The organism is Lacticaseibacillus zeae subsp. silagei (assembly GCF_030770335.1).
GTDB classification, from domain to species: domain Bacteria; phylum Bacillota; class Bacilli; order Lactobacillales; family Lactobacillaceae; genus Lacticaseibacillus; species Lacticaseibacillus zeae.
The window spans coordinates 2,703,323-2,726,760 of record NZ_CP132484.1 but is presented as its reverse complement, the minus strand read 5'-3'; the positions used below and the strand labels follow the sequence as shown (position 1 = coordinate 2,726,760).

At 48.6% G+C, this 23,438-nt stretch carries 13 protein-coding genes; 6 read left to right on the top strand and 7 right to left on the bottom strand.

The window, feature by feature from the left end; genetic code table 11:
* Together LACZS1_RS12590 and LACZS1_RS12585 are read left to right on the top strand one after the other, a co-directional pair.
* Window positions 1-1,344: a sugar porter family MFS transporter gene (locus tag LACZS1_RS12590; RefSeq protein WP_070651380.1), complete on the top strand. Its 1,344-nt coding sequence runs from the start codon at window positions 1-3 to the stop codon at window positions 1,342-1,344.
* Between the two features lie 12 nt (window positions 1,345-1,356).
* On the top strand, window positions 1,357-1,794 hold the full coding sequence (locus tag LACZS1_RS12585; protein WP_070651382.1) for an RbsD/FucU family protein: 438 nt from the start codon (window positions 1,357-1,359) through the stop codon (window positions 1,792-1,794).
* A gap of 429 nt (window positions 1,795-2,223) precedes the next feature.
* On the opposite strand, the gene LACZS1_RS12580 is transcribed toward LACZS1_RS12585, so the two are convergent.
* Window positions 2,224-3,024 (bottom strand): class II aldolase/adducin family protein, encoded by an 801-nt coding sequence (locus LACZS1_RS12580; RefSeq protein ID WP_070651383.1) that lies wholly within the window; start codon window positions 3,022-3,024, stop codon window positions 2,224-2,226.
* 195 nt (window positions 3,025-3,219) lie between these two features.
* Between LACZS1_RS12580 and LACZS1_RS12575 the strand changes: the two genes are divergently transcribed.
* A complete protein-coding gene (locus LACZS1_RS12575) occupies window positions 3,220-3,975 on the top strand; it encodes a DeoR/GlpR family DNA-binding transcription regulator (RefSeq protein ID WP_010490856.1) in 756 nt (251 codons plus the stop codon).
* A 148-nt stretch (window positions 3,976-4,123) separates the two neighbouring features.
* Window positions 4,124-5,584, top strand: coding sequence for a catalase (locus tag LACZS1_RS12570; protein ID WP_070651386.1), 1,461 nt, complete (start codon window positions 4,124-4,126; stop codon window positions 5,582-5,584).
* A gap of 139 nt (window positions 5,585-5,723) precedes the next feature.
* Here the strand turns inward: LACZS1_RS12570 and LACZS1_RS12565 are convergent, their stop codons facing one another.
* Window positions 5,724-7,118 (bottom strand): MFS transporter, encoded by a 1,395-nt coding sequence (locus LACZS1_RS12565; protein WP_274804407.1) that lies wholly within the window; start codon window positions 7,116-7,118, stop codon window positions 5,724-5,726.
* A gap of 129 nt (window positions 7,119-7,247) precedes the next feature.
* Between LACZS1_RS12565 and LACZS1_RS12560 the strand changes: the two genes are divergently transcribed.
* Both LACZS1_RS12560 and LACZS1_RS12555 read left to right on the top strand, forming a co-directional pair.
* A complete protein-coding gene (locus LACZS1_RS12560) occupies window positions 7,248-7,691 on the top strand; it encodes a MarR family winged helix-turn-helix transcriptional regulator (protein ID WP_070651391.1) in 444 nt (147 codons plus the stop codon).
* A gap of 334 nt (window positions 7,692-8,025) precedes the next feature.
* Window positions 8,026-8,214 carry a hypothetical protein gene (locus LACZS1_RS12555; RefSeq protein ID WP_306402751.1) on the top strand — a complete coding sequence of 63 codons (189 nt, stop codon included), beginning with the start codon at window positions 8,026-8,028 and terminating at the stop codon, window positions 8,212-8,214.
* 117 nt (window positions 8,215-8,331) lie between these two features.
* Here LACZS1_RS12555 and LACZS1_RS12550 read toward each other — a convergent pair whose 3' ends face one another.
* From LACZS1_RS12550 to LACZS1_RS12530, 5 genes are all read right to left on the bottom strand, one after another.
* Entirely contained in the window at window positions 8,332-13,770 is a 5,439-nt protein-coding gene (locus LACZS1_RS12550) for a DUF1542 domain-containing protein (RefSeq protein ID WP_093997767.1), read from the bottom strand.
* Window positions 13,771-14,276: 506 nt separating this feature from the next.
* Window positions 14,277-20,435, bottom strand: a complete 6,159-nt coding sequence (locus LACZS1_RS12545; RefSeq protein WP_070651395.1) for a DUF1542 domain-containing protein — start codon at window positions 20,433-20,435, stop codon at window positions 14,277-14,279.
* A gap of 356 nt (window positions 20,436-20,791) precedes the next feature.
* A complete protein-coding gene (locus tag LACZS1_RS12540) occupies window positions 20,792-21,619 on the bottom strand; it encodes a PTS system mannose/fructose/sorbose family transporter subunit IID (protein ID WP_070651396.1) in 828 nt (275 codons plus the stop codon).
* Window positions 21,594-22,400 carry a PTS mannose/fructose/sorbose/N-acetylgalactosamine transporter subunit IIC gene (locus tag LACZS1_RS12535; RefSeq protein ID WP_070651398.1) on the bottom strand — a complete coding sequence of 269 codons (807 nt, stop codon included), beginning with the start codon at window positions 22,398-22,400 and terminating at the stop codon, window positions 21,594-21,596. Before LACZS1_RS12535 ends, LACZS1_RS12540 begins: the two co-directional genes overlap by 26 nt.
* A 5-nt stretch (window positions 22,401-22,405) precedes the next feature.
* Entirely contained in the window at window positions 22,406-23,320 is a 915-nt protein-coding gene (locus LACZS1_RS12530; protein ID WP_070651400.1) for a PTS sugar transporter subunit IIAB, read from the bottom strand.
* Window positions 23,321-23,438: the final 118 nt, after the last annotated feature.

Here is a 23,438-nt window from a genome sequence, read left to right as displayed (position 1 = left end):
ATGGGGACGACATCGAAGCAACCTGTTACCAAACCGGCAACGAAACCGATTGTGTACCTGTTTGCCATTCTGGGCGGTTTTGCCGGGCTGTTATATGGTTACGATTCAGGCGCCATTTCGCTGGCCTTGCCGTCGATTACCACCGCATTCGGCTTAAATTCAGCAGAAAAAGGCCTAGTTGTTTCGTTTCTGCTGTTCGGCGCGTTGCCGTCGATCGTTGTTTTTACCGCGATGGAAAAGAAAATTGAACGCCGCAATGTTTTAGTCCTCGGCGGGATCATTTTCATTGCCGGAAGCATTTTCAGCGCGTTATCAACGGATACGGTGATGTTGATGATTGCCCGCTTTGTCCTCGGGGTTGCGGCCGGGATCGCCAATATGTATGGTTTGATCTATCTTTCCGAATTGGCACCGGCGCATATTCGCGGATTAATGTCGTCGCTTTATCAACTAAGCGTCAACGTCGGGATTCTGGCGGCTTATGCTGTTGGTGCCTATAACCTGCCGACTGATAGTTGGCGGTGGACGCTGGGACTCGGGGCAGTACCGGCAGCGGTTTTTGCGATTGGTATGATGTTATCGCCGCAAAGTCCGCGTTGGTTGATTCGGGATCAGCAGGTTGGCAAAGCGCGTCAGGTTTTAAAACGGGTCCGTGCCACTGACGATGAAGTCGAATCGGAAATTCAGGATATTCAAGATAGCTTGAAGTCCCAAGAAGCGGGGATGCGTGAACTGTTTGGGGCTTTTAGACCGGCGATGTTGTTGCTGTTTACCTTGACCTTTTTCCAAGTGTTTACCGGTATCAACGCCGCGGTGTATTATGCCCCTGAGATTTTCCACAACTTAGGGATGGCCAATGCTAGTATCATTGCCGATTTTGCAGTCGGCAGCGCATTGGTGATTTCAACGTTGATGTCGCTACCGTTTATTGATCGGTTGGGGCGGAAGAAGTTGCTGGAAATCAGTCTCGCCGGTCAAGTGCCGCCTGCCATTGTGTTGTGTCTGTGGTCTAACGATGCCACGATTGCGATCATTGCGATCTTCGTGTATGTCTTTGCTTTCGGGTTCGGATTAGGACCGGTCTTTTGGTCATATGTGCCGGAGATTCTTCCATTAAAAGCACGGGCGTTGGGGATGGGGGTCATTACGTTTACGCAGTATTTGTTTAATGGCCTACTGTCGTTGATTTTCCCGATGATGCTGGAAGCGTTAGGGATTAACGTCTTTTACATTTTTGCGGCGTTGTCGGCGCTGGCGGTAGTTTATATTCATCGGAACGTCTTGGAGACCAAGGGGCGGACGTTGGAAGATATCGAACATTATTGGGAAACGAAGCATGCGTGAGAGGGTGAAGTGATGCTGAAGCATATTCCAAAACAGTTGTCACCGGCGCTGGTTGAGGCGTTGATGGAGATGGGGCATGGCGACGAGATTTTGTTGGCGGATGCTAATTATCCGGCGCGAACGAATAATGCGCGGGTGATTCGGGCTGATGGCTTGACGATTCCGACGCTGTTGCAGGGCATTTTGACGCTGATGCCACTGGATCCGTACGCGGATTATCAGGCGGTGGTGCAAGCGGTTGTGCCGGGTGACAAGAATGTTCCGGAAGGTGAGCCGCCGATCTGGCACGACTATCGCGCCGAGCTCGCCAAGGCGTTTCCGGACTTTCACCTGAAGTCGCTGGAGCGGTTTGACTTTTACGATCATTCCAAGCAGTGCTTCGCCATTGTGCAGACTGGTGAGCAGGCATTGTACGGGAATTTGATTTTGAAAAAGGGTGTCATTGCGTAGCACAAAAGTGGTGTACTGAAAAGTGTAGGCTATGGATTGCTTGCCGTGCCAAACTCCGCGATCTCCGGCCAGCTTGGGCTGGAACGTGGTGGGCACGACTTTGAGCCTCAGCAAAAATCGCTGAGTCTCAAAGCTCGGCCTTGTTGTAGGCGGGGCAAAGATCGCCCCACCAACAACAATTTCACCACTGAGCCCATCTGGCCTCCGATCGCTTCGCCTTGGCACTGCTTGATCTTTCTAGCTTCTTGAATTAGCAAGTGAAACTTTTGATAGATAATCAAAATAGCCGAACATTTCCATCTGGGAGTGTTCGGTCTTTTTGCGGCTTAGCCTAACTGAAGTATTAACCGTGAACAACAAAAAAGCCGCTTCATCCTAGTTGTCTTTTGATACAACTGGGATAAAGCGACGTTGGGTCTGGATCACAGCCTATTTTACGGTGCTGGCTGGTGCGACTTCGCCTGGCTGCATTTCGTTGGCTGGGCGTTGGGGATTTTTGGGTAATGGGACTTGCTTGGCTTTGATTGGGATGCCGGGGACGGCGATGGGTGGGACTTCTTTGTAGGGTTTTTGATAATTTTGGCCGCAGGAGTGGTAGTCGTCGAGTAGGCCTAGTTTGATGAAGATGGCTTGCTGATAGGCGATGCGGGCGTTCCATTCCAAGGTTTCCATGATGCGGGCCGCAATGTGGAGATCGGTGCTGGTGATGAGGATGCCGTGGCTGTCTAATAGAAAGACATTTTCCATTGCCTTATCGCCGATTTCTTTCAACGCCGTGTAGACGGTGTTGGCGAGTTCCATGGACGTTGCCGGGGCAAATGGTAGCACGCGGATACGGCCTAGCTCGCGGGTGGCTTCGGTGACGTTGGGCATATCGAGTCCGGCAGTGGCCCAAAACATGGACTCTTCTGCGTGCGAGTGATAGACGCAGCGAATGCCCGGGTGTGCGTTGTAGGCTTTTTCGTGCATGTTGACTTCGCGCGTCACATCGCCGACACCATCGATTTTTTGGCCGGTCTCGGCATCGATGACCAGAATCTGCGCCGGATGTAGTTCGGAGTAGTAAGTTTCGGACATAAATGTCGGGGTCATGAGGATGTAGGGATGTTCCTGTTCGTCAAAAACCTTGACCGACATGTTGCCGCCTGCGACGTTGGTATCTTTGCGATCGAACATGACTCTGACTGTATGGGCAAGATCGTCACGTTCCGCCTGAAACATCATTTCCATTTTGATTAACTTCCTTCCATGATTGATTACCGTCATTATAGTTGAAAACGCTGTCGTAGCGGCGCTTGGCGAACATTCTGGCTAAAGCGCGGGAAACGCGGCAAAGAAGCTTCATAATTCGCCACAAAGCGTCATTTCTTGCAACCGCTTTCTCAGCCCTTTAAACTGTGTAAGGGTGAATAGGGGGACGATATTGTGTTTAAAAATGAAAGGCTCAATCGGATCATGACGATTCTGGAGCATAAAAAAGTGGTCAGTACGACGGATTTGGAGAAAACGTTATTTGTCAGCAATTCCACATTGCGCCGGGATTTAATGACTTTAGAGCGACTGGATAAGGTGCACCGCAGTTTTGGTTATGTTGAGTTGGTGAAGGCAGACAATCTGGAATTGCCGTATCTGTTTCGGGGACAGGAGCGAGCGCCGGAGAAGCACCGAATTGCCGCCACGGCGAGCGTGTTTCTCGGCGATAATCAGGCTATTTTCATTGATTCAAGTTCAACGGCTTCTTTTCTGGCACCATTCCTTGCCAAGCTGAACCATGTCATCGTGATTACCAATGGATTGCGGATTGCGGTTGAACTTGACGGCTTGCCGAGTATCAAGACCTTTGTCACTGGCGGCCGGTTGCGCAATGGTGCCGGTTCGATTATCGGGGATGATGCGATTGGGTTTCTCAATAATTTTCGGGCGAACCTGTTCTTCATGTCGTGTGTCGGCTTAACCAACGATGGCGTCTTCATGTCCAGCCAGGAGCAGTCCAGCGTGAAGCGCGCCATGATGCAACATGCGGAAAAAACGATCCTGCTGTGCGACCACTCAAAATATAATGTGAAAAGTTATTACCGCCTGTGTCACGAAGATGAGCTGGAGGCCGTTGTTTCTGACGCGCGACCGGATCAACCACTGGCGACGAGTTTGGAAAAAGCAGGCGTTGAGGTGTTGGTTTAAAGGCGCGTTAAAATGGCTGCCAAGCGAGCTGTTTGCTTGAATAATCCTTATCATTGAATAACAATGATTGTGCACAATCTAATGACTGAATAATAGCGTCTAACCGGTTTCTAACCGGGCTGGTTCACGCTCAGGAGGGATTTTCATCATGACAGATAAATTAACCACAGGCGAAGGTCAGGCGTGGGCGGATAACAATCATAGTTTGACCGCTGGCGAACGCGGGCCAGTGTTGTTGCAGGATTATCAATTGCTAGAGAAACTGGCCCATTTTAACCGGGAACGCATTCCGGAACGTGTTGTGCATGCGAAAGGTGCAGGTGCCAAGGGTGTGTTTAAGCTGACACATAACATGAAGGCGTACACAAAGGCGGACCTGTTTAATGGCGTTGGCAAAGAAACGCCGATTTTATTGCGGTTCTCGCAGGTTGCCGGTGAAAGCGGGTATCCCGACACGATTCGTGATGTTCGCGGGTTTGCGCTGAAGTTTTACACGCAAGCTGGTAATTATGACATCGTCGGCAACAACACGCCGGTCTTTTTCGTGAACGATCCGTTGAAGTTTCCTGATTTCATTCATTCGCAAAAGCGGGATCCGCGCACACATCGGCGGGATAATAACATGCAGTGGGATTTCTGGGCGCATTCACCGGAAAGTACCCATCAAGTGACTTATCTGATGGGCGACCGCGGCAATCCCGCGAGCTATCGCACCATGAATGGTTATGGCAGCCACACTTTTAAGTGGGTCAATGCGCAAGGCGAGGCTTACTGGGTTAAGTATCACTTCATCAGCCAACAAGGGGTTCAGAATATGACCGATGAAGTAGCTGCAAAAATAGCCGGAACCGATACTGATTATCTGCAAAATGACTTGTTTAGCGCCATTGAAACGGGCAACTTCCCCAAGTGGACAGTCTACGTCCAGATTTTGCCGTATCAGGAAGGCTTGGATTATAAGTACGATATTTTTGATGTCACCAAAGTGGTTTCTCATCACGACTATCCGCTGATTGAAGTTGGTGAGTTTACTTTGAATGAAAATCCGGAAAACTATTTTACCGATGTCGAAGAAGCGGCTTTTTCGCCAGCTAACTTTGTTCCGGGGATTGAAGCATCTCCGGATAAGTTGCTGCAAGGGCGATTGTTTGGCTATAAGGATGCGGAGCGCTATCGACTCGGCGCCAATTACGAGCAGCTGCCGGTCAATCGGCCATTGAATCCGGTGCACAATTATGCGCGTGATGGTTTCATGGCTGCCAAGCAGGATCGGTCAGTTAACTACGAGCCTAATTCACACGGCGGCCCTGAAGAAGACCACAGCGCTCGAATCCATCAAGATGCTGTCAATGGCAAAATCGGCAACTATAAACCTTACGACGAAGATAACTTCTCGGCAGCCGGTCGTCTGTATCGGGTCATGAGCGAAGACGAGCGCACCCGGCTGGTCACCACGATTGTCAATAACCTCAATCAGGTAACGAGCCAGGAAGTTCGCATCCTCGCTGCGCATAATTTCTACCAAGCTGATCCTGAATATGGCAGTCGCATTGCGGAACAGCTCGGGCTGCGGATTGAAGACGTGAAGGCGGGAAAAGCCGAAGCCTAAAGCCAGGATTTACGCAACCAAGTGTCAGCGAATGATAGCAAAAGAAAAAGCTGAGATAAAAAGTCACACCTGCTCAGTTTCGACAGGGAGACTTTTCATCTCAGCTTTCTTTAGGTTTCGAGATTAGCCGCTATGACGATTAAGCATCGTGACTTGCGACCTGGTTTTGGGCATGTCTGGTTTTTAAGCCGATCGCAATTGCAATATCGCCCATGATGGCTAAGATCAGCAGGAACCAAAAGGCGTGCTGGGCGCCAATAGCTGTACTATGGGCAGTGGCTGTCGGAACCTGCGCCAGCGCAACGATTAAAGAAACGCAGGCCGTGCCTAATGCAGCGGAAAACTGCTGCATGGTGTTGAAAATCGCATTGCCATCGGTTGTTTCCGTTTGAGTTAGCTGGGCCTGGCCGCTTGTCATGATGTTCCCCATGGCAAAGCCAGTGCCTAGCATGACCGCTGCATAACCTAACATCAAGATGACCGGCGTTGCGGTTAAGGCGGTGGCCAGTAACAACAGAATACCGACCAGTTGTAAGGCTAAGCCAATAAAAATCGGCTTGCCGGGGCCTAGATTGTCATACAACTTGCCGCTCATCGGTGCCATACAAGCGCCTAATGCCGCACCGGGTAGCAGTAGCAAGCCTGCCGTAAATGAACTCGTATGGTTGACGAGTTGCAGATAGTTCGGCAAGACAAAGGCAAAGCCGACGTTGATGATCTGAATGATAAGGAACGTGACAACGTGCCAGTCAAATGACCAGTTTTTCAACAAACGCAGATTGATTAAAGGCTCTTTGACATGCAATGACCGCCATGCATAGCCAACGAGCCCCAAGACGGCAACCACACCGTAAATTGCAGCCTGGCCTGGCGCGTTTTCGATGCGATTAAGGCCTAAAATGGCGCCGGCAAAAAAGATCGCGATCAAGAGCCATGCGATAACGTCTAGATGAACATGGACCGGCTTGGTGACTTGCGTAATCGAAAACAGCCCGAGAAACAAGGCAATCACCATGACGACTAGCAGGAAAATAAAGATGAGATGCCAATTTAGATCCACCAAAACCCCGCCATAAGTTGGCCCGAGTGCTGGCGCAATGGCCGTTACCAACGTGCCAATGCCCATCAAAAACCCGATTTTATCCAGCGGTGCCTGTTCCAGAATAATGTTGAACATTAACGGCAAGGTAATTCCGGTGCCGCAGCCTTGAATCAACCGACCAATCAGTAAAAGCGCAAAATCATTTGCGACACTACAAATGGCTAGACCGAGGATGAAAAAAGCTGTTGCGGTTAAGAAAAGCTGCTTGGTGGTGAAGCGGCGTTTTAAGAATCCGGAAATAGGGACGATGATTGACACGACTAACAAATACCCAGTGGTTAGCCATTGAATCGTGCCTGTATTGACCTGAAATTGTTTCATTAAAGTCGGGAAGGTGACATTCATGGCGGTTTCGATGAGGACACCGCAAAACGCCATGAGGCCAGTGGCGAGAATCGAGAGATACAATTTAGCTGATACTTTTCTTGTCATAAAAACCTCCGTTGTGTATAGTTCTATATAGAACTATATGCTACTATAGCGACTTATTTTTCTGAAAGCAAGTTATTTAAGCAGATGGCTGGTTTTGGACCAGCAGTAATTCAGATAATGGAGGATATAATGACTGATTCGATAGGTATCTTGGTCAAGAAACTGAATAACGATCTGCAACGATATGCAGATCGCGAGGCCAAGCAAATGGGATTGACGCAGGTACAGATGAGCATCATCGATTTTTTGGCACGCAACGATTCGCACCGCAGTCTTTACCAAACCGATGTTGAGCGGGAATTCAATATTCAAAAGTCATCGGCGACGGCACTGCTACAGCTCATGGAACGTAAGGCGCTGATCGTTCGAACGCCTTCAAAAGAGGACGCTCGGTATAAAGCGATTCAGCTTACCCCTAAGGCGCAACATGATGCGGCGCATATTCGTGCGTACTTTGAACAGAATGATGCTTTTTTGCGGGAAGCTTTGGGTGAGAATGCGGATGTCGTGATGACGGCGCTAGTGCAACTGCAGCAGGTGATGGCAGGCAAGCTTGCGCAGGGGGACGGGTGATAACCTGAGAGCAGCAGGTGAAAGTTATCAAAAGGCTAGTTCACGGCAGATGCTTTTGTCGTATTTTCATCTATGCAAATAACGGGTCAAAAAATTGCAATTATCAATCAGCCATCATAGAATTTTAACAATAAGAAACTGAACCAAGTTTACGGACATGGTGGTATTTTGCGATGGTTACTGATTGGAAAAGGGGGACAATGAATCATGACGCGTACGAAGAAAATGCTAGTCGTTGTTGGCGCACTCATTGTTATGGGTGTGGTAGGGCTGCTTTCAGTCCACAATGAATGGACGGACCGAATCAATCCGTTTATCAGTGAAGAAACAAGTTATGCTAGGGTACCCGAAGACCCAGACCTATCAGGACGTTAAGATTTACTCGAAAACGGGCCAAAAGCTTTCTTATACGCTGAAGCATGTCAAAGGCTATGATGCCACGCAGCAATATGCTGCCATCCAACACAAAGGCCAGTATGTGAAGCATCTTTCGTACGTTGCTAAAGCGCCGTTCGTCGAGTGATTAAAGCAGCCACCTTGAAATGAAACAAGCCCCTTGGTCGAGTGCCGTTACGGCATCTCGATCAAGGGGCTTGTTGCGTTACTTATGGAGAATTTTCAGTTGGCCTGACTTTACACTTTAAGAACGTTTGCGTTTTTTGCCTGTCAGCGTAAAGCCGAACATGCTTAGGATAAACGCACCCAGGGCAGCTAAGCCGGTTGCTGGTTTATCGCCGGTTCTTGGCAATGAGGAGGTTGGCATTTGCGATGTTGACAGTGAGTGGGTTGTTGTTGGCCGTGGCGAAGTACTCATTGGATCTGGTTTAGGAGTGGGGGTTGGTGATTTTATTGTACCTGGCACGTACTGGGCGTCGATTTTCTTGATACCGTCAGCTAGTGCTGCATTTAAAGCGTCGGCGTTAACCGCTTTTGCTAGGGCTTCTTTAGCCAGTGTTGCTTCGTGATCCACCTTAGCTTTCTGGTCGGTTTTTTCCGTATCGGTCAGCAACGGGTCGTTGTCGATTTGCTGTTTGACTTTAGCCGCTTCTTTGTCAACTTTGGTAGTGGCAGTCGAGCGTTGATCGGCTAAAGATTTGCCAGGTTGGTGCTGGGCGTCGATGTTAGCTTTGCCAGTTTCAAAAGCCTGATTAACTTCATCAGGGGTTGTGGCAGCGTCAATGGCGGCCTGGCCGTCTTTGCGCGCCTTGTCAACGTTGTCGGCTTGTTGTTGTTTTTCAGTAGTCGTCAGCGTTGGGTCATTTTGGATGTCCTGCTTAACTTTGGCTGCTTCCTCATCCAGTGATTTCTTTTGGACGGTTTTTTGCTCATCAAGCGTTTTGCCCGGTTGATGGGCGTTATCGATGTTCACTTTGCCGGTTTCAAAAGCCTGGTTGATGTCGTCGGCATTGGTCGCGGCATCAATGGCAGCTTGACCATCTTTGTGGGCTTTATCAACGTTTGCGGTTTGCTGCTGCTTTTCAGCGGTTGTCAGGGTCGGGTCGTCTTGGATATCCTGTTTAACTTTGGTCGCTTCCTCATCCAGTGATTTCTTTTGGGCAGCTTTTTGCTCATCGAGCGTTTTGCCCGGCTGATGAGCGTTGTCGATGTTGATTTTGCCGGTATCAAACGCCTGGTTGATATCATCGACACTAGTAGCGGCATCAATGGCAGCTTGGCCATCTTTGCGCGCCTTGTCAACGTTATCGGCTTGTTGCTGCTTTTCAGTAGTCGTCAGCGTTGGGTCATTTTGGATGTCCTGCTTGACTTTGGCGGCTTCTTCATCAAGTGATTTCTTCTGGGCGGTCTTTTGATCATCAATCAGTTTGCCCGGCTGATGAGCGTTGTCGATGTTGGTTTTACCAGTGTCAAAGGCTTTGTTAATGTCGTCGGCGGTCGTGGCGGCGTCAATGGCGGCCTTGCCATCTGTTAATGCCTTGTCGACATTGGCACTTTGTTGCGTCTTTTCCGCGGCCATGAGTGTCGGATCATTTTGAATGTCCTGATTAACTTTGGCTGCTTCTTCATCGAGCGCTTTCTTGCGAGCGGCCTGCTGCTCATCAATCGCGGTGCCCGGTTGATGAGCGTTGTCAATGTTGACTTTGCCGGTGTCAAACGCCTGGTTGATTTCGTCAGTATTCGTAGCGGCGTCAATGGCTGCTTCACCGTCCTTGAATGCCTTATCGACATTTTCGGACTGTTGCTGCTTTTCGGCAGTCGTTAGCGTTGGATCATCTTTGATGTCCTGCTTCACTTTAGCAGCTTCATCGGCTAGTGACTTCTTTTGAGTAGCTTTTTGATCATCGATACTGGTGCCTGGTTGATGGGCGTTGTCGATGTTGATTTTGCCAGTGTCAAAGGCCTTGTTGATGTCATCGGCATTGGTGGCGGCGTCAATGGCGGCCTCGCCGTCTTTGAGTGCTTGATCAACATTGACGGCTTGCTGGTTCTTTTCCGCTGTCGTTAGGGTAGGGTCGTCTTGAATATCCTTTTTGACTTTGGTGGCTTCATCGACCAGTGACTTCTTTTGAGCGGCTTTTTGATCATCGAGACTGGTACCCGGTTGGTGAGCGTTGTCAATGTTCACTTTGCCGGTGTCGAAGGCTTGATTGATTTCGTCAGCAGTCTTAGCCGCATCAATGGCCGCTTCACCATCTTTCAGCGCTTGATCAACGTTTTCGCTTTGCTGCTGCTTTTCAGCGGTGGTCAGCGTCGGATCATCTTGAATGCCCTTTTTGACCTTAGCAGCTTCATCGACCAGTGACTTCTTTTGAGCGGTTTTTTGATCATCGATACTTGTTCCTGGTTGGTGGGCGTTATCAATATTGGTTTTGCCGGTGTCGAAGGCTTGATTGATGTCGTCGGCATTCTTGGCGGCGTCAATCGCAGCCTTACCATCTTTGAGCGCTTTATCGGCATTTTCGGTTTGTTGTTTCTTCTCAGCAGTGGTCAAGGTTGGATCGTCTTGAATCGCTTGCTTGACTTTAGTTGCTTCATCATCGAGTAGCTTCTTCTTAGCGTCTTTTTGGTCATTGATGTCCGTGCCGGATTTGTGGGCCTGATCAACATTGTTCTTAGCATCCGTGAACGCTTTGTTGATCTCGTCCGTGTTGGTTCCGGCGTCAATCGCAACGCCGCCATCCTTGACTGCTTTATCCACCTCAGCAATTTGCTGGTTTTTCTCGGCTGTCGTCAACGTCGGGTCACTTTGAATCGCCTGTTTGACTTTCTCGCCTTCTTCTTCGAGCGCCTTCTTTTGATCCTTCTTTTGCTCGTCAAGCGTTCGGCCCGGCTGATAGGCATTGTCGATATTCGTTTTGCCGTCTGAAAATGCCTGGTTGATGCTGTCGGCATCTTTGGCAGCGTCAATGGCGGCTTTGCCATCCTTCAGCGCCTTGTCAACGTCAGCGGTTTGTAGCTTTTTCTCGGCAGTGGTCAAGGTCGGATCGCCTTGAATATCCTTTTTAACTTTGGCGGCTTCATTGTCCAGCGCCGTTTTCTTGGCGTCCTTTTGGTCATCAAGCGTTTTGCCGGACTGATGGATCTTACCGATGGCGGTGATCGCGGTGTCCGCGGCAGTGTTGATGGCATCCGCATTGGTCGCGGTGTCAACAGCCCTTTTGCCGCTTTCGGCAGCTTTATCAACTGCATCAGATTGCTGCTGTTTTTCAGCAGTTGTTAAAGTTGGGTCGTCTTGAATGGCCTTTTTTGCATCGGTTGCAGCATTGTCAATGGCCGTTTTCTTATCCTTTTTTTGGTCATCAAGCGATTTGCCCGGCTGATGCGCGTTATTGATGTTGGTAATCGCGGTTTCAGCCGCAGTGTTCACGTCATCGGCGTTGGTTGCGGCATCGATAGCATCTTTGCCGACCGTGGCGGCCTTATCAACCGCATCAATTTGCTGCTGCTTTTCGGCGTTGGTTAAGGTTGGGTCATCTTGAATGTCTTTTTTAACTTTAGTCGCGGCATTGTCAATAGCCGTCTTCATGGCGGCTTTTTGCGCATCAAGCGGGGTGCCGGGTTGGTAGGCCTTATCAATATCAGTGATACCAGCGTCAGCAGCGGTGATAATGGCATCAGCGGTTTTAGCGTCATTGATATTTTTTAAGCCGTCTGTCAGGGCCTTATCAACTGCCACAGTTTGTGCGGTCTTTTGCGCTTTTGTCAGCGTGACATCATCTTGAATCTTTTTCTTGACTGCAGTGGCTTCATCCGTCAGCCGTTTTCGTTGGGCGTTTTTTTGATCCTCAAGTGGTTTGCCGGCTTGATGGGCGTTGTCGATGTTAGCTTGACTGGTTGTGGCTGCCTGATTAATTGCATCAGCTGTAGCGGCGTTATCAATATCTTGGTTACCTTGATTAAACGCATCAGTGGCATTCTTAATTTGTGGTTTTTTCTGTGCGGTCGTCAAAGTAGGGTCATTATTAATGTCATTAACAACTTGATCGTACTTGTCCTTCAAGGCTTTCTTTTGAGCCTTTTTCTGTTCTTCCAAGGAGAGGCCAGGCTGATGCGCTTTTTGAATATTGTCCAAGCCAGTGTCGGCAGCGGTATTGATGGCGTCAGCGGTATCGGCCTTATCAATCGCGTCTTTACCAGTGGTTAAGGCTGTGTCAACGTTATCGGTTTGGTCCTTCTTCTTGGCAGTCGTTAAGGTTGGATCGTTCTGAATGTCTTGTTTAACTTTTGTTGCCGCGGCTTCTAATGCCTGCTTTTTTGCGGTTTTTTGCTCATCAAGCGTGGCGCCGGGTTGATGGGCGTCGTCAATCGCTTTTTTGCCATTTAAAAATGCTTGGTCAATTTGGTCCGCATCAGTTGCAGCATCAATCGTAGTGTTAGCGTTGGCTAGCGCTGTGTCTGCGTCGCCAACTTGCTTCGTCTTTTGTGCAGTGGTTAGTGTTGGATCTTTGTTGATGTCAGCTACGATTTTGTCGTGCTCATCCTGTAACTGTTTCTTTTTATCAGCTTTTCGTTGATCTAGTGGTTGTCCGGGTTTATGCACGGCCTGGATCAGAGGTTTGTTGGTATCAAAAGCGTGAACTGCATCAGGCGTCGTGGGGGCGGCATCAATCGCATCCTGTCCGGTTTTGAGAGCAGTGTTAATGTCGGTGACTTGTTTTTCGCGTTCCGGAGTCGTTAACGTCGGGTCGGTATTTACTGCTGTTTTTTGAGTATCTGCTTCAGTTACTAATCGGTTTTTCAAATCAGTTTTAACCGCGTCCAGTCCTGGAGTGTACGTGAATGATTCAAAGTCGAACAGATGCTGATTGGACTTTTCGCCGGTTGAACCAATAATAAACATGGAGAGCTGATCGTTTTGAATATATGGCTTAGCATCAAATGAAAGTGATTTGTTACCATAAGCAACCGTCAACCGCTTAGAATCGCCATCGTAAGCGACGAGCAATGGTAAATATTGGCCCTTTGGATCCTCGAGTTTTTGATAAAATTCGCCTTCTGCTCCTTCGATGCTTTTAACTTTACCTAGTGTGCCTACTGTTTGAATAACGCGCATCTGAGGATAGTCCGTTTCAACACCTGGGTCTTTGAAATAAGCGCCGGTGTCTTCCTGGCCATTGTAATACTCGTCGAACTTGACCCCAAATGCGTTCTTCAATGTGCCGATGCCAAATGCGTTCCCGGCCTTACCGGTTACACCCGGGTCTGCATCAGCAAAGCCGAATGCAACGCCATCTGCCGCGTTAGCTTTGGTGCCAAGGAAAAGTCTGCCTTGAAATTTAAAACTTTTATTCATATCGATTCTCGTCTTTAACGCGGCAACTCCTATTTGGCCTGGTGCATCAGGGGTTAACTGAACCTGAAAACCTAATTGACCTGATGGATAGGCAATGGCGGAGCCTTGGCTTGGATCCGTGCCTCCTCCCAATTGGAAAAAGTTCAAGAACTCATCAGGTTTAACAGTAGCGGTAATATCAGTCGGTGTGGTATCCGCGTACACCGGTACAGCTTCAAAAATCTGCGGAATGGTGATAACCCCAAACGTTCCGAGTGAAATCGAAATCAAAGCGGTAGCCCAGAACTTACCACTCTTGTAGCGTTTATAGTGCACTTTACTTTCCATTTTTTCTACCCCTCATTAAAATTGTGATAATGCGTTGCTGTCTGTTTTTATACAAGTAGAATAGCACACATTATTTTTATATGGAAGCGCTTTATAATATAAAATATTATTAAGTAGTATATTTAGGAAACTATATTATGTGCTAATTTTCAATTAGATTATTTTGAAAACTGATATATTATAAAATACTCACAAGGGATTCTATTAATGTATATAATGAATAACTATAATTGAATACTGATTAACTGAGTTGCTATAAAATAGCTACAAGAATTTGGATAATAGGCGAGGTAAAGTTTTCAGAGTTGTTGGTGAAAATTTGCAGTCATTCACGATAATGGCCAGTATGCGAGGCATATTTCGTACGTTGCTAACGCGCCGTTTGTCGAATGATTGAGGCAGCAACTTGGAATGAAACAAACCCTCTGGTCGAGCGCCGATACGGCATCTCGATCAGGGGGCTTGTTGCGTTACTTATGGAGGATTTTCAGGTTACCTGACTTTTCTTAAGAACGTTTGCGTTTTTTTCCGGTCAGCGCGAAGCCGAACATGCTTAGGATGAACGCACCCAGTGCAGCTAAGCCGGTTGCTGGTTTATCGCCGGTTCGCGGCAATGGGGAGGTTGGTGCTTGCGAGGTTGACAGTGGCTGGGTCGGTGTCGGGCGTGGGTCGACTGTCATTGGCCCCGGCGCTGGATCGGGTGCTTGGGCTGTGCCCGGCACGTACTGGGCGTCAATTTTCTTGATGCCGTCAGCGAGTGCAGCATTTAAAGCGTCCGCATTCGTTGCTTTTGCCAATGCATCCTTCGCCAGTGCTGCTTCGCGATCCACGTTGGCTTTTTGCTCGGCCTTCTGTGTATCGGTCAGCAGCGGATCGTTGTCGATTTGCTGTTTGACTTTGGCCGCTTCTTTGTCAATTTCGGCTGCTGATGCCAAGCGTTGATCAGTTAACGATTTACCCGGTTGGTGCTGCGCATCGATATTGGCTTTGCCGGTTGCAAATGCCGTGTTGACGCTATCGGCATCCTGAGCTTGATCGATTGCCTTTTGGCCGTCTACCAGTGCTTTGTCAACATTCTCTGACTGTTGCTGTTTTTCCGCGGTCGTGAGGGTTGGATCAGCTTGGATTTCCTTTTTAACTTTGGCAGCTTCATCGGCCAGCGATTGTTTCTGGGCGGCCTTTTGTTCATCAAGCTTAGTTCCCGGTTGGTGCGCCTTGTCGATGTTGATTTTTCCGGTAGCGAACGCTTGGTTGGCTTCATCGGCATTGGTGGCGGCGTCAATGGCAGCAGTGCCATCTTTGAGCGCCCTATCGACGTTTACGGTTTGCTGTTTCTTTTCCGCGGCGGTCAGGGTTGGGTCATTTTGAATGTCCTGCTTAACTTTAGCGGCTTCTTCATTAAGTGACTGTTTCTGCGCGGCTTTTTGGTCATCGATCGTTTTGCCTGGTTGATGAGCGTTGTCGATGTTGATTTTACCGGTATCAAACGCTTTGTTGATGTCATCAGCGTTTGTCGCCGCATCAATGGCTACCTTGCCGTCCTTGAGCGCCTTGTCAACATCGGCGGTTTGTTTCTGCTTTTCAGCGGTCGTGAGTGTTGGGTCGTCAAGGATCGCCTGTTTAACTTTGGCAGCTTCCTCATCAAGGGCTTTCTTCCGGGCGGCTTGCTGATCGCTCACAGCGGTGCCTGGCTGGTGGGCGTTGTCGATGTTGATCTTGCCGGTGTCAAAAGCTTTGTTGATGTCATCGGCGTTCGTTGCCGCATCAATCGCCGCTTCGCCATCTTTGAGGGCTTTATCGACATTCTCTGACTGCTGTTGTTTCTCCACAGTTGTGAGCGTTGCGTCATCTTGGATATCCTGCTTAACCTTAGCGGCTTCATCGGCCAGTGACTTCTTTTGGGCTTCTTTTTGGCCATCGAGACTCGTGCCTGGTTGATGGGCGTTGTCGATGTTGGTTTTGCCAGTGTCAAAGGCCTTGTTGATGTCATCAGCATTGGTGGCGGCGTCGATCGCAGCGTTGCCGTCTTTGAGTGCCTTGTCGACGTTTTCGGTCTGTTGCTGTTTCTCGATAGCGGTTAAGGTTGGATCGTTTTGAATGTCTTGCTTAACTTTGGCAGCTTCTTCATCTAAAAGCTTCTTCTGGGCATTCTTTTGATCATCGATAGACTTACCCGGTTGATGAGCGTTGTCAATGTTGATTTTGCCGGTCTCAAACGCCTTGTTGATGTCATCGGCATTGGTCGCAGCGTCAATGGCGGCTTCACCATCTTTGAACGCCTGGTCAACGTTGGCAGTTTGCTGGTTCTTCTCCGCTGTGGTCAAGGTTGGATCATCTTGAATCGCTTGTTTAACTTTGGCTGCTTCTTCAGCAAGTGACTTCTTCTGGGCTTCTTTTTGGTCATTGACTGCTGTGCCTGGCTTGTGAGCATTGTCGATGTTGATTTTGCCGGTGTTAAAGGCCTGGTTGACTTCATCAGCGGTGGTAGCCGCGTCGATAGCAGCCTCGCCAGCTTTGAGAGCGTCAGCAACATCCTGTATCTGCTTTTGCTTTTCAGCAGTTGTCAAAGTTGGGTCGTTTTGAATTTCCTGGGTCACCTTGGCGGCCTCGTCGTTCAACGACTTCTTCTGAAGGGTTTGTTGTTCATCAATCGTTTTGCCTGGTTGGTGGGCATTATCGATATTGATCTTACCCGTGTTGAAGGCGTCATTGACTTCATCGGCGTTAGAAGCCGCGTCAATGGCCGCTTCACCATCTTTGAGCGCTTGGTCAACATTGGCAGATTGCTGATTCTTCTCCGCCGTGGTCAGGGTCGGATCGTCTTGGATTTCCTTTTTAACCTTGGCAGCTTCATCGGCCAGTGACTTCTTCTGGGCGGCCTTTTGATCATCGAGACTGGTACCCGGTTGGTGAGCGTTGTCAATGTTCACTTTGCCGGTATCGAAAGCTTGATTGATTTCGTCCGCATTCTTGGCCGCATCAATGGCCGCTTCGCCATCTTTGAGCGCCTTGTCCACATTGTCGCTTTGCTGCTGCTTTTCAGCGGTGGTGAGCGTCGGATCGTCTTGAATCGCTTGTTTAACCTTGGCAGCTTCATCGGCCAGCGACTTCTTCTGGGCGGCTTTCTGATCATCGATACTTGCGCCTGGTTGATGGGCGTTGTCGATGTTGGTTTTGCCATCAGAAAATGCCTGGTTGACGCCATCCGCATTCGTCGCGGCATCAATCGTATCTTCAGCATCCTTTAGCGCCTTGTCAACGTCTGCTGTCTGTTGTTGTTTTTCGGCCGTTGTCAGGGTTGGGTCATCTTGAATCGCTTTTTTGACGGCGTCAGCTTCGTCTTCAAGGGCTTTCTTTTGCGCAGCCTTTTGGTCTTCGAGCTTTTGGCCAGGCTGGTGGGTCGCATCAATGGCGGTTTTGCCATCAGAAAATGCCTGGTTGATGCTATCGGCATCTTTGGCGGCGTCAATCGCATCCTTTGCATCCTTTAAAGCCTTATCAACATTGTCCGTCTGCTGTTTCTTCTGAGCAGTCGTCAAAGTTGGGTCATCCTGAATGGCTTTTTTGACAGCAGCAGCCTCGTCTTCAAGTTTCTTCTTTTGATCAGCCTTTTGGTCGTCAAGCGAGATGCCCGGCTTGTGGGCGTTGTCGATGTTGGTTTTACCGGTGGCAGTGGCGGTGTTGATCTCGTCAGCGGTCGTGGCCTTATCAATGGCAGCTTCAGCGTCTTTTAGCGCGTTATCGACGTTATCGGTCTGCTGTTGCTTTTCGACCGTCGTCAAAGTCGGGTCATTTTGAATGGCCTCTTTGACGGTCTGGGCTTCCTTTTCAAGTGCTTCTTTCTGTGCCTTTTTCTGGTCGTCAATTGAAGTGCCAGGTTGATAGGCATTGTCAATGTTGGTTTTAGCAGTGTCAGTGGCCGTGTTGATGTCATCGGCGTTAGTGGCAGCGTCGATCGCCTTTTTACCAGCATCGAGAGCCTTATCAACCGCATCGAGTTGCTTGTTCTTTTCATCGGTGGTCAACGTCGGGTCGCCTTGAATCGTGGTTTTGATCTTGGCAGCTTCATTGTCAAGTTCCGTCTTCTTGGCGTCCTTTTGTTCATCGATGGATTTCCCAGGCTGGTGGATTTTGCCGATATTGGTAATGGCGGTGTCGCCAGCCGTGTTGATGTCATCCGCGTTGGTAGCGGCGTCGACAGCCTTTTTACCGGCATCAGCAGCGTTATCAACGGCATCGTTTTGCTGTTGCTTTTCAGCCGTCGTTAAGGTTGGGTCGTCTTGAATGGCTTTTTTGGCATCGGTAGCAGCTTTATCAATGGCCGTCTTCTTGGCGTCTTTTTGTTCATCGATGGATTTACCCGGCTGATGAGCCTGATTGATGGTGGTGATCGCCGTATCGGCCGCTTTGTTGACGTCATCCGCATTGGTAGCGGCGTCGATAGCTTTTTTACCGTCTGTGACAGCTTTGTCAACCACGGTGAGTTGCTGTTGCTTTTCGGCCGTTGTTAAAGTTGGATCGTCTTGAATGGCTTTTTTGGCAATGGCGGCCGCGTTATCAATCGCCGTTTTCTTGGCGGTTTTTTGGTCATCAAGGGGTGTGCCGGTTTGATAGACCTTATCAATAGCAGCAATTCCGTCATCGCCGGCTGCAATGATGCTGTCAGCGGTGGTCGCGTCATTGACGGCGTTTAAACCGTCTGTCAGTGCTTTATCAACGTTAGCGGTTTGTTGGTTTTTTTCCGCAGTTGTCAATGTGACATCATCTTGAATCTTTTTCTTAACCGCAGCTGCTTCATTGTTCAGACGTTGTCTCTGCGCGTTTTTTTGATCCTCGAGCGGTTTTCCGACTTTATGCGCATTGTCGATGTTTGCTTGGCTAACAGTCGCTGCCTGGTTGATCGCATCAGCTGTGGCGGCAGTGTCAATAGCGGCATTGCCATCGGTGAGGGCCTGATCCGCTTTAGTGATCTGCGTTTTCTTCTCGACCGCCGTCAATGTTGGATCTAGGGTAATGTCATTGACAACCTGATCGTGTTTAGCTTTTAACGCCTGCTTTTGGATGGTGCGCTGGTCAGCCAAGGACGGACCCGATTTGTGCGCATTTCTAATATTGGCTAAACCAGTATCCGCAGCGGCGTTGATCGTGTCAGCTGTTGTGGCATTGTCGATGGCGGATTTGGCATCGGTCAAGGCCTTATCAACGGCGTCTGACTGTGTTTTCTTTTCGGCTGAGGTTAGGGTGGCGTCGTCTTGAATGGCTTTTTTTACTGTCGCTGCCTCGGTATCTAGTACTGCCTTTTTAGCGGTTCGTTGCGCATCAAGAGTAGCACCTGGCTTATGGGCGGCATCAATCGCAGCTTTTCCATTCGAAAATGCTGAGTCAACATTATCCGCATCGGTAGCAGCATCAACTTTTGTGTTGGCATCGATTAACGCTGCATCAGCATTTTGGATTTGCTGAGTCTTTTCTGCAGAGGTCAAAGTTGGATCTTTGTTGATGTCAGCTACAATTTTGTCATGCTCGGCCTGTAACTTTGTCTTTCTGTCCGCTTTTCGATCCGCTAATGGTTGACCGGGCGTGTGTATAGCCTGGATGAGGGGCTTGTTGGTATCAAAAGCGGCGATTGCATCGGGGGTCTTGGTTGCTGCGTCAATTGCAGCTTGTCCAGTATTAAGCGCATTGGTGATCGCGGTGACCTGATCCTGACGTTCCTTTGCCGTTAAGGTCGGGTCAGCGTTAACCGCCGTTTTCTGTGTGTCTGCTTCAATGGCTAGGCGGTTTTTAAGGTCGGCTTTGACTGCTCTTAGTCCTGGTGTATATTCAAACGATTCAAAATCAAAGACATGTTGATTGAACGAGCCACCGGTAGAGCCAGTAAGGAACATGGCTAATTGACTGTTTTTAATGTACGGTTTTGCATCAAACGAGATAGTTTTATTGCCGCCGTAGGTTATTGTCATCTGATTGTTTTCGCCATTATAAACAATAACCAGATCTGAAAATGTACCATTCGGCTTGGGTAAAGTTTCATAAACTTCGCCTTTGTTTCCGTCCACACTCGTAACTTTACCCACTTGATCATCAGATGTTTGAACGAGTCGCATTTGAGGATAGTCGTTTTTAGTTCCAAGATCGGGTCCAGCAACGCCGTCTCCAGTGCCATTGTAATATTCATCGAATTTGACGCCAAATGATCTCGGCAATCCACCTATACCGAATGCATTACCAGATTGCCCCATCTTTCCAGGCTCGGCATCAGCGAAACCGAAAGCAACGCCATCTGCCCCAAACCCGTTTCTGCCGAGGTAGAGACGGCCTTTGAGCGTGAAACTTTGAGTCATGTCAATTTTTGTGAGTAATGCGACACTCCCTGTTTTAGATGCCACATTAGGTGTCAGTTCAACCTGAACACCCTTTGCTGGTTGCCCATCTGGTGAGTTGGTGAGGACTTTTGCGACACCGAACAAGCCGAAATATTTTGTGAGCTCATTCGGTCTGACCATGACGGTGACGTCAGTCGGACTGGAATCCGCATAGACCGGTACGGCGTCAAAAATCTGTGGAATGGTGATAACCCCAACCGTTCCGAGCGACACTGAAATGAGGGCGGCAACCCAAAACTTGCCACTCTTGTAGCTTTTATAGTGTACTTTTTTCTCCATTTTTCTTCTCCTTGTTTAAAGCGAGGGACAATGTTCATCTATTCACTTTCTCACAAGAAGAGTATCATGTTTCATTCTTTTGGGTAAAGTAATTTGCATCATAAACGATCTAAAATAGTACTATACAGAAACGCATTGGTATCCTAGGTTAATCAAAGTGGTAATTGTTAATAATGTAGCAGCCTAATTGTTCTAAAAGCTCATCATATTATTAGTTAACTATAAAAACAAGAGTGCCCATTGTTAGAAAACTTGACATTGACACATAAAAACGATTCCACGCATTTTGGCTAATCGTGCAAAGTGAGTAGAATCGTTTTTAGAAATTTGATGATTTACGGCTAATATTCGAGAATTTAAGACTTACCAATAATCCCGAAAGCACCTAAAACGATACCGAGAATCAATACCAAAACAATAAGACGCGTCGAGTTCATTTTTTTCTTGCCAAGCAACCAGTAACTTAACGCAACCAACGCCACCGGAACCAGCGACGGCATGATTTGGTTGAGTACCGTCTGTGCCTTCAAAACGACTTTGCCGGTTTTGAAAACAAGTGGCACGTTGGCGGAGACGACGGTGGGGATTAAGGCCCCGACAACGGTGACACCGAGGAGGATCGCTGCATCGGTGATGCGATTGAGCTTATCGCCAGCTGCGTAAATTAATTTTTCACCTTGCGAATAGCCCAGCGGCAGTAGAAAGAAACGGAGGATCAGAACGGCGAAGTTAACCAGTAACCATAAGATCGCACCGGTCGGGTTGCCTTTTAGACCCATGTAAGCACCGATGGAACCGAAAATGGTTGGTAGAATGACGCCGACAATGGTATCACCCACGCCAGCGAACGGACCCATGAGTCCAGCTTTCAGCCCGGCGACAGTTTCTTCGGCTTTGCGGCCTTTCTTTTCCTCAATGGCCATGTCCATGCCAACAATGAAGCCGCCAACATAAGCATTTGTGTTGAAAAATTGATTGTGCATCTTCATCATTTCGATGAGATCCTGATCATTTTTGTACAACTTCTTCAGCGTTGGCAGCATGGTAAACAGATAACCGGTTGACATCATCCGTTCGTAATTCCAACAAATCTGGCTGCTCCATAGCCAGCGCCAGTTCGCCTGAAAGAGATCGTGTTTGGTTAGTTTGACAGGCTGATCAGTCTTCGTATTCGCCGATGGCATTTTCAAAACCTCCTTTGTGTGTATCGTGTTGATCGTGATCGTTGCTCGCTGAATGACCGCTTTGCTTGTAGTAAATAATCGCTAACGCCAAACCGAGCAAGGCCACGCCGAGCATTGGAATTTTGAGATAGGCTGCGGCAAGGAAGCCGATCACTAAGTATGAAATGAATCTTTTTGTCGGCAAGAATCGTAGAAGAATGGCAATGCCGACCACCGGTAAAATACCGCCCGCAGCGGTTAGACCTTTAGAAAGCCACTCCGGCATGGCATTGACCACTTTTTGGACGACACTGTTGCCAACCAGCAACATCACGAAGACCGGAATCGCACGCGACAAGCCCCAAGGGAAAACCCCGTAGACAATATTCCGGGCAACGCGTTTCGTGTCGCCTTTTTCAATGTAGCGATCCACACGGTGCAGGAAGAAAGTGTTCGTGAATCGGGCAAGAACGTCTAGTTGAACCATTAATAAGCCAACCGGAATAGCGAGGCCGATGGCAAAGTTGATTCCTTTGCCGGAAATGACGGCGTAGGCGGTACCGATGATGGCGCCAGTCATGAAGTCTGGCATGCTGGCACCACCATATGTACCGACGCCTAACACCATCAATTGCAACGTTGCCCCGACAACGAGGCCGGTTTTGACATCTCCCATGATGATACCGGCAACAAAACCATAAAGTAGGGGATAGTTAGTTAAAATCCCAACCGTTATCTGATCAATGATCATCCAAAACGCGAGCATTGTCAGTAATAGAATTTGCCACCATGCGATTGCCATGTGGCTCACACTCCTTTTTTAAGTAATGGCATGAAATCAACTTTTGGATCATTGGGAACCATTTGGTGATAGAGTTTGACGCCATGAGCAGCCAGGTAATCGAATACGGTTGTATCTTCAGCAGTCACTGCGACACTTTTGGCAATTTGCTTGGCACCTGCAGCCATAGAGAGATTGCCAACATTGACGCTATCGAGCTTGACACCGGCCGCCACCATTTCTTGTAGAGCCTTGGGGTTGCGCACGATTAGAAAGACGCGTTGTCCTTGATATTGATCCGCCAAAATGCGTTTTGCAGCTCCGGCTGGCGTCAGGATGCTGAGATGAACGCCGCCGGGAACTGCGGTTTTCAGAGTCATCTTTTGGACCTCACTTTTGACGATCTGGTCATCAACGACCATGATGCGCGTGGCGTTGAGTGTTCGCGTCCACATTGTTGCAACCTGCCCGTGAATGAGTCGAGCATCGACGCGAATATTGATTAATGGGTTGACGGTCTCGTTGGCTACTTCGGCCGGATTGGCGGGCGTTTGCTTCAAAACATCGGCGCGATCGTTGTGCAGCGAAAGTTCTTTGATAATTGCCCTGGACTGTTCAAGTGCTTCTGCAATAGGCGTTCCAGTTGCCAGTGCCAGCAAAAGTCCTAACGATAATCCTGAAAAAACATGAATTTCAGGGTGCTGGTGCTTGAACTGTAAAGCGGCGTTCGCAGGCGAGCCGTTTGGAATATCTGTCACGATAATAAAGTCAGCAGGATCTTTTACTTTGGAAAAAGCGTTAGCGTATGCCGCGATTAGATCTGCTACACCCATTGGATCGTGAAAAGAAATGGTTGTGAAATTAGGCAGTTTGCCTGCAATTAGTTCACAACTTGCTAAAGTGGCTTCAGCGTAATTGCCATGACTCACAAGAACATACATATTGATCACCTCGTTTTACTTAATGTGTTAAGTCTGACTTACGCGCAAATCGTAGCATATTAATTTGCCGACTTCAATACTTTGGACTTGCAGTTAAAATACTAAATTTTAGGCAATG

Bases quoted from the DNA above. Each gene is read 5' to 3' on its own strand.
- LACZS1_RS12555 (WP_306402751.1), top strand. From the start codon at position 8,026: ATGCTAGGGTACCCGAAGACCCAGACCTATCAGGACGTTAAGATTTAC.
- LACZS1_RS12580 (WP_070651383.1), bottom strand. From the start codon at position 3,024: ATGGAAATGATGTTTCAGGCGGAACGTGACGATCTTGCCCATACAGTC.
- LACZS1_RS12540 (WP_070651396.1), bottom strand. From the start codon at position 21,619: ATGCCATCGGCGAATACGAAGACTGATCAGCCTGTCAAACTAACCAAA.
- LACZS1_RS12570 (WP_070651386.1), top strand. From the start codon at position 4,124: ATGACAGATAAATTAACCACAGGCGAAGGTCAGGCGTGGGCGGATAAC.
- LACZS1_RS12535 (WP_070651398.1), bottom strand. From the start codon at position 22,400: ATGGCAATCGCATGGTGGCAAATTCTATTACTGACAATGCTCGCGTTT.
- LACZS1_RS12545 (WP_070651395.1), bottom strand. From the start codon at position 20,435: ATGGAGAAAAAAGTACACTATAAAAGCTACAAGAGTGGCAAGTTTTGG.
- LACZS1_RS12550 (WP_093997767.1), bottom strand. From the start codon at position 13,770: ATGGAAAGTAAAGTGCACTATAAACGCTACAAGAGTGGTAAGTTCTGG.
- LACZS1_RS12590 (WP_070651380.1), top strand. From the start codon at position 1: ATGGGGACGACATCGAAGCAACCTGTTACCAAACCGGCAACGAAACCG.
- LACZS1_RS12565 (WP_274804407.1), bottom strand. From the start codon at position 7,118: ATGACAAGAAAAGTATCAGCTAAATTGTATCTCTCGATTCTCGCCACT.
- LACZS1_RS12585 (WP_070651382.1), top strand. From the start codon at position 1,357: ATGCTGAAGCATATTCCAAAACAGTTGTCACCGGCGCTGGTTGAGGCG.
- LACZS1_RS12560 (WP_070651391.1), top strand. From the start codon at position 7,248: ATGACTGATTCGATAGGTATCTTGGTCAAGAAACTGAATAACGATCTG.
- LACZS1_RS12530 (WP_070651400.1), bottom strand. From the start codon at position 23,320: ATGTATGTTCTTGTGAGTCATGGCAATTACGCTGAAGCCACTTTAGCA.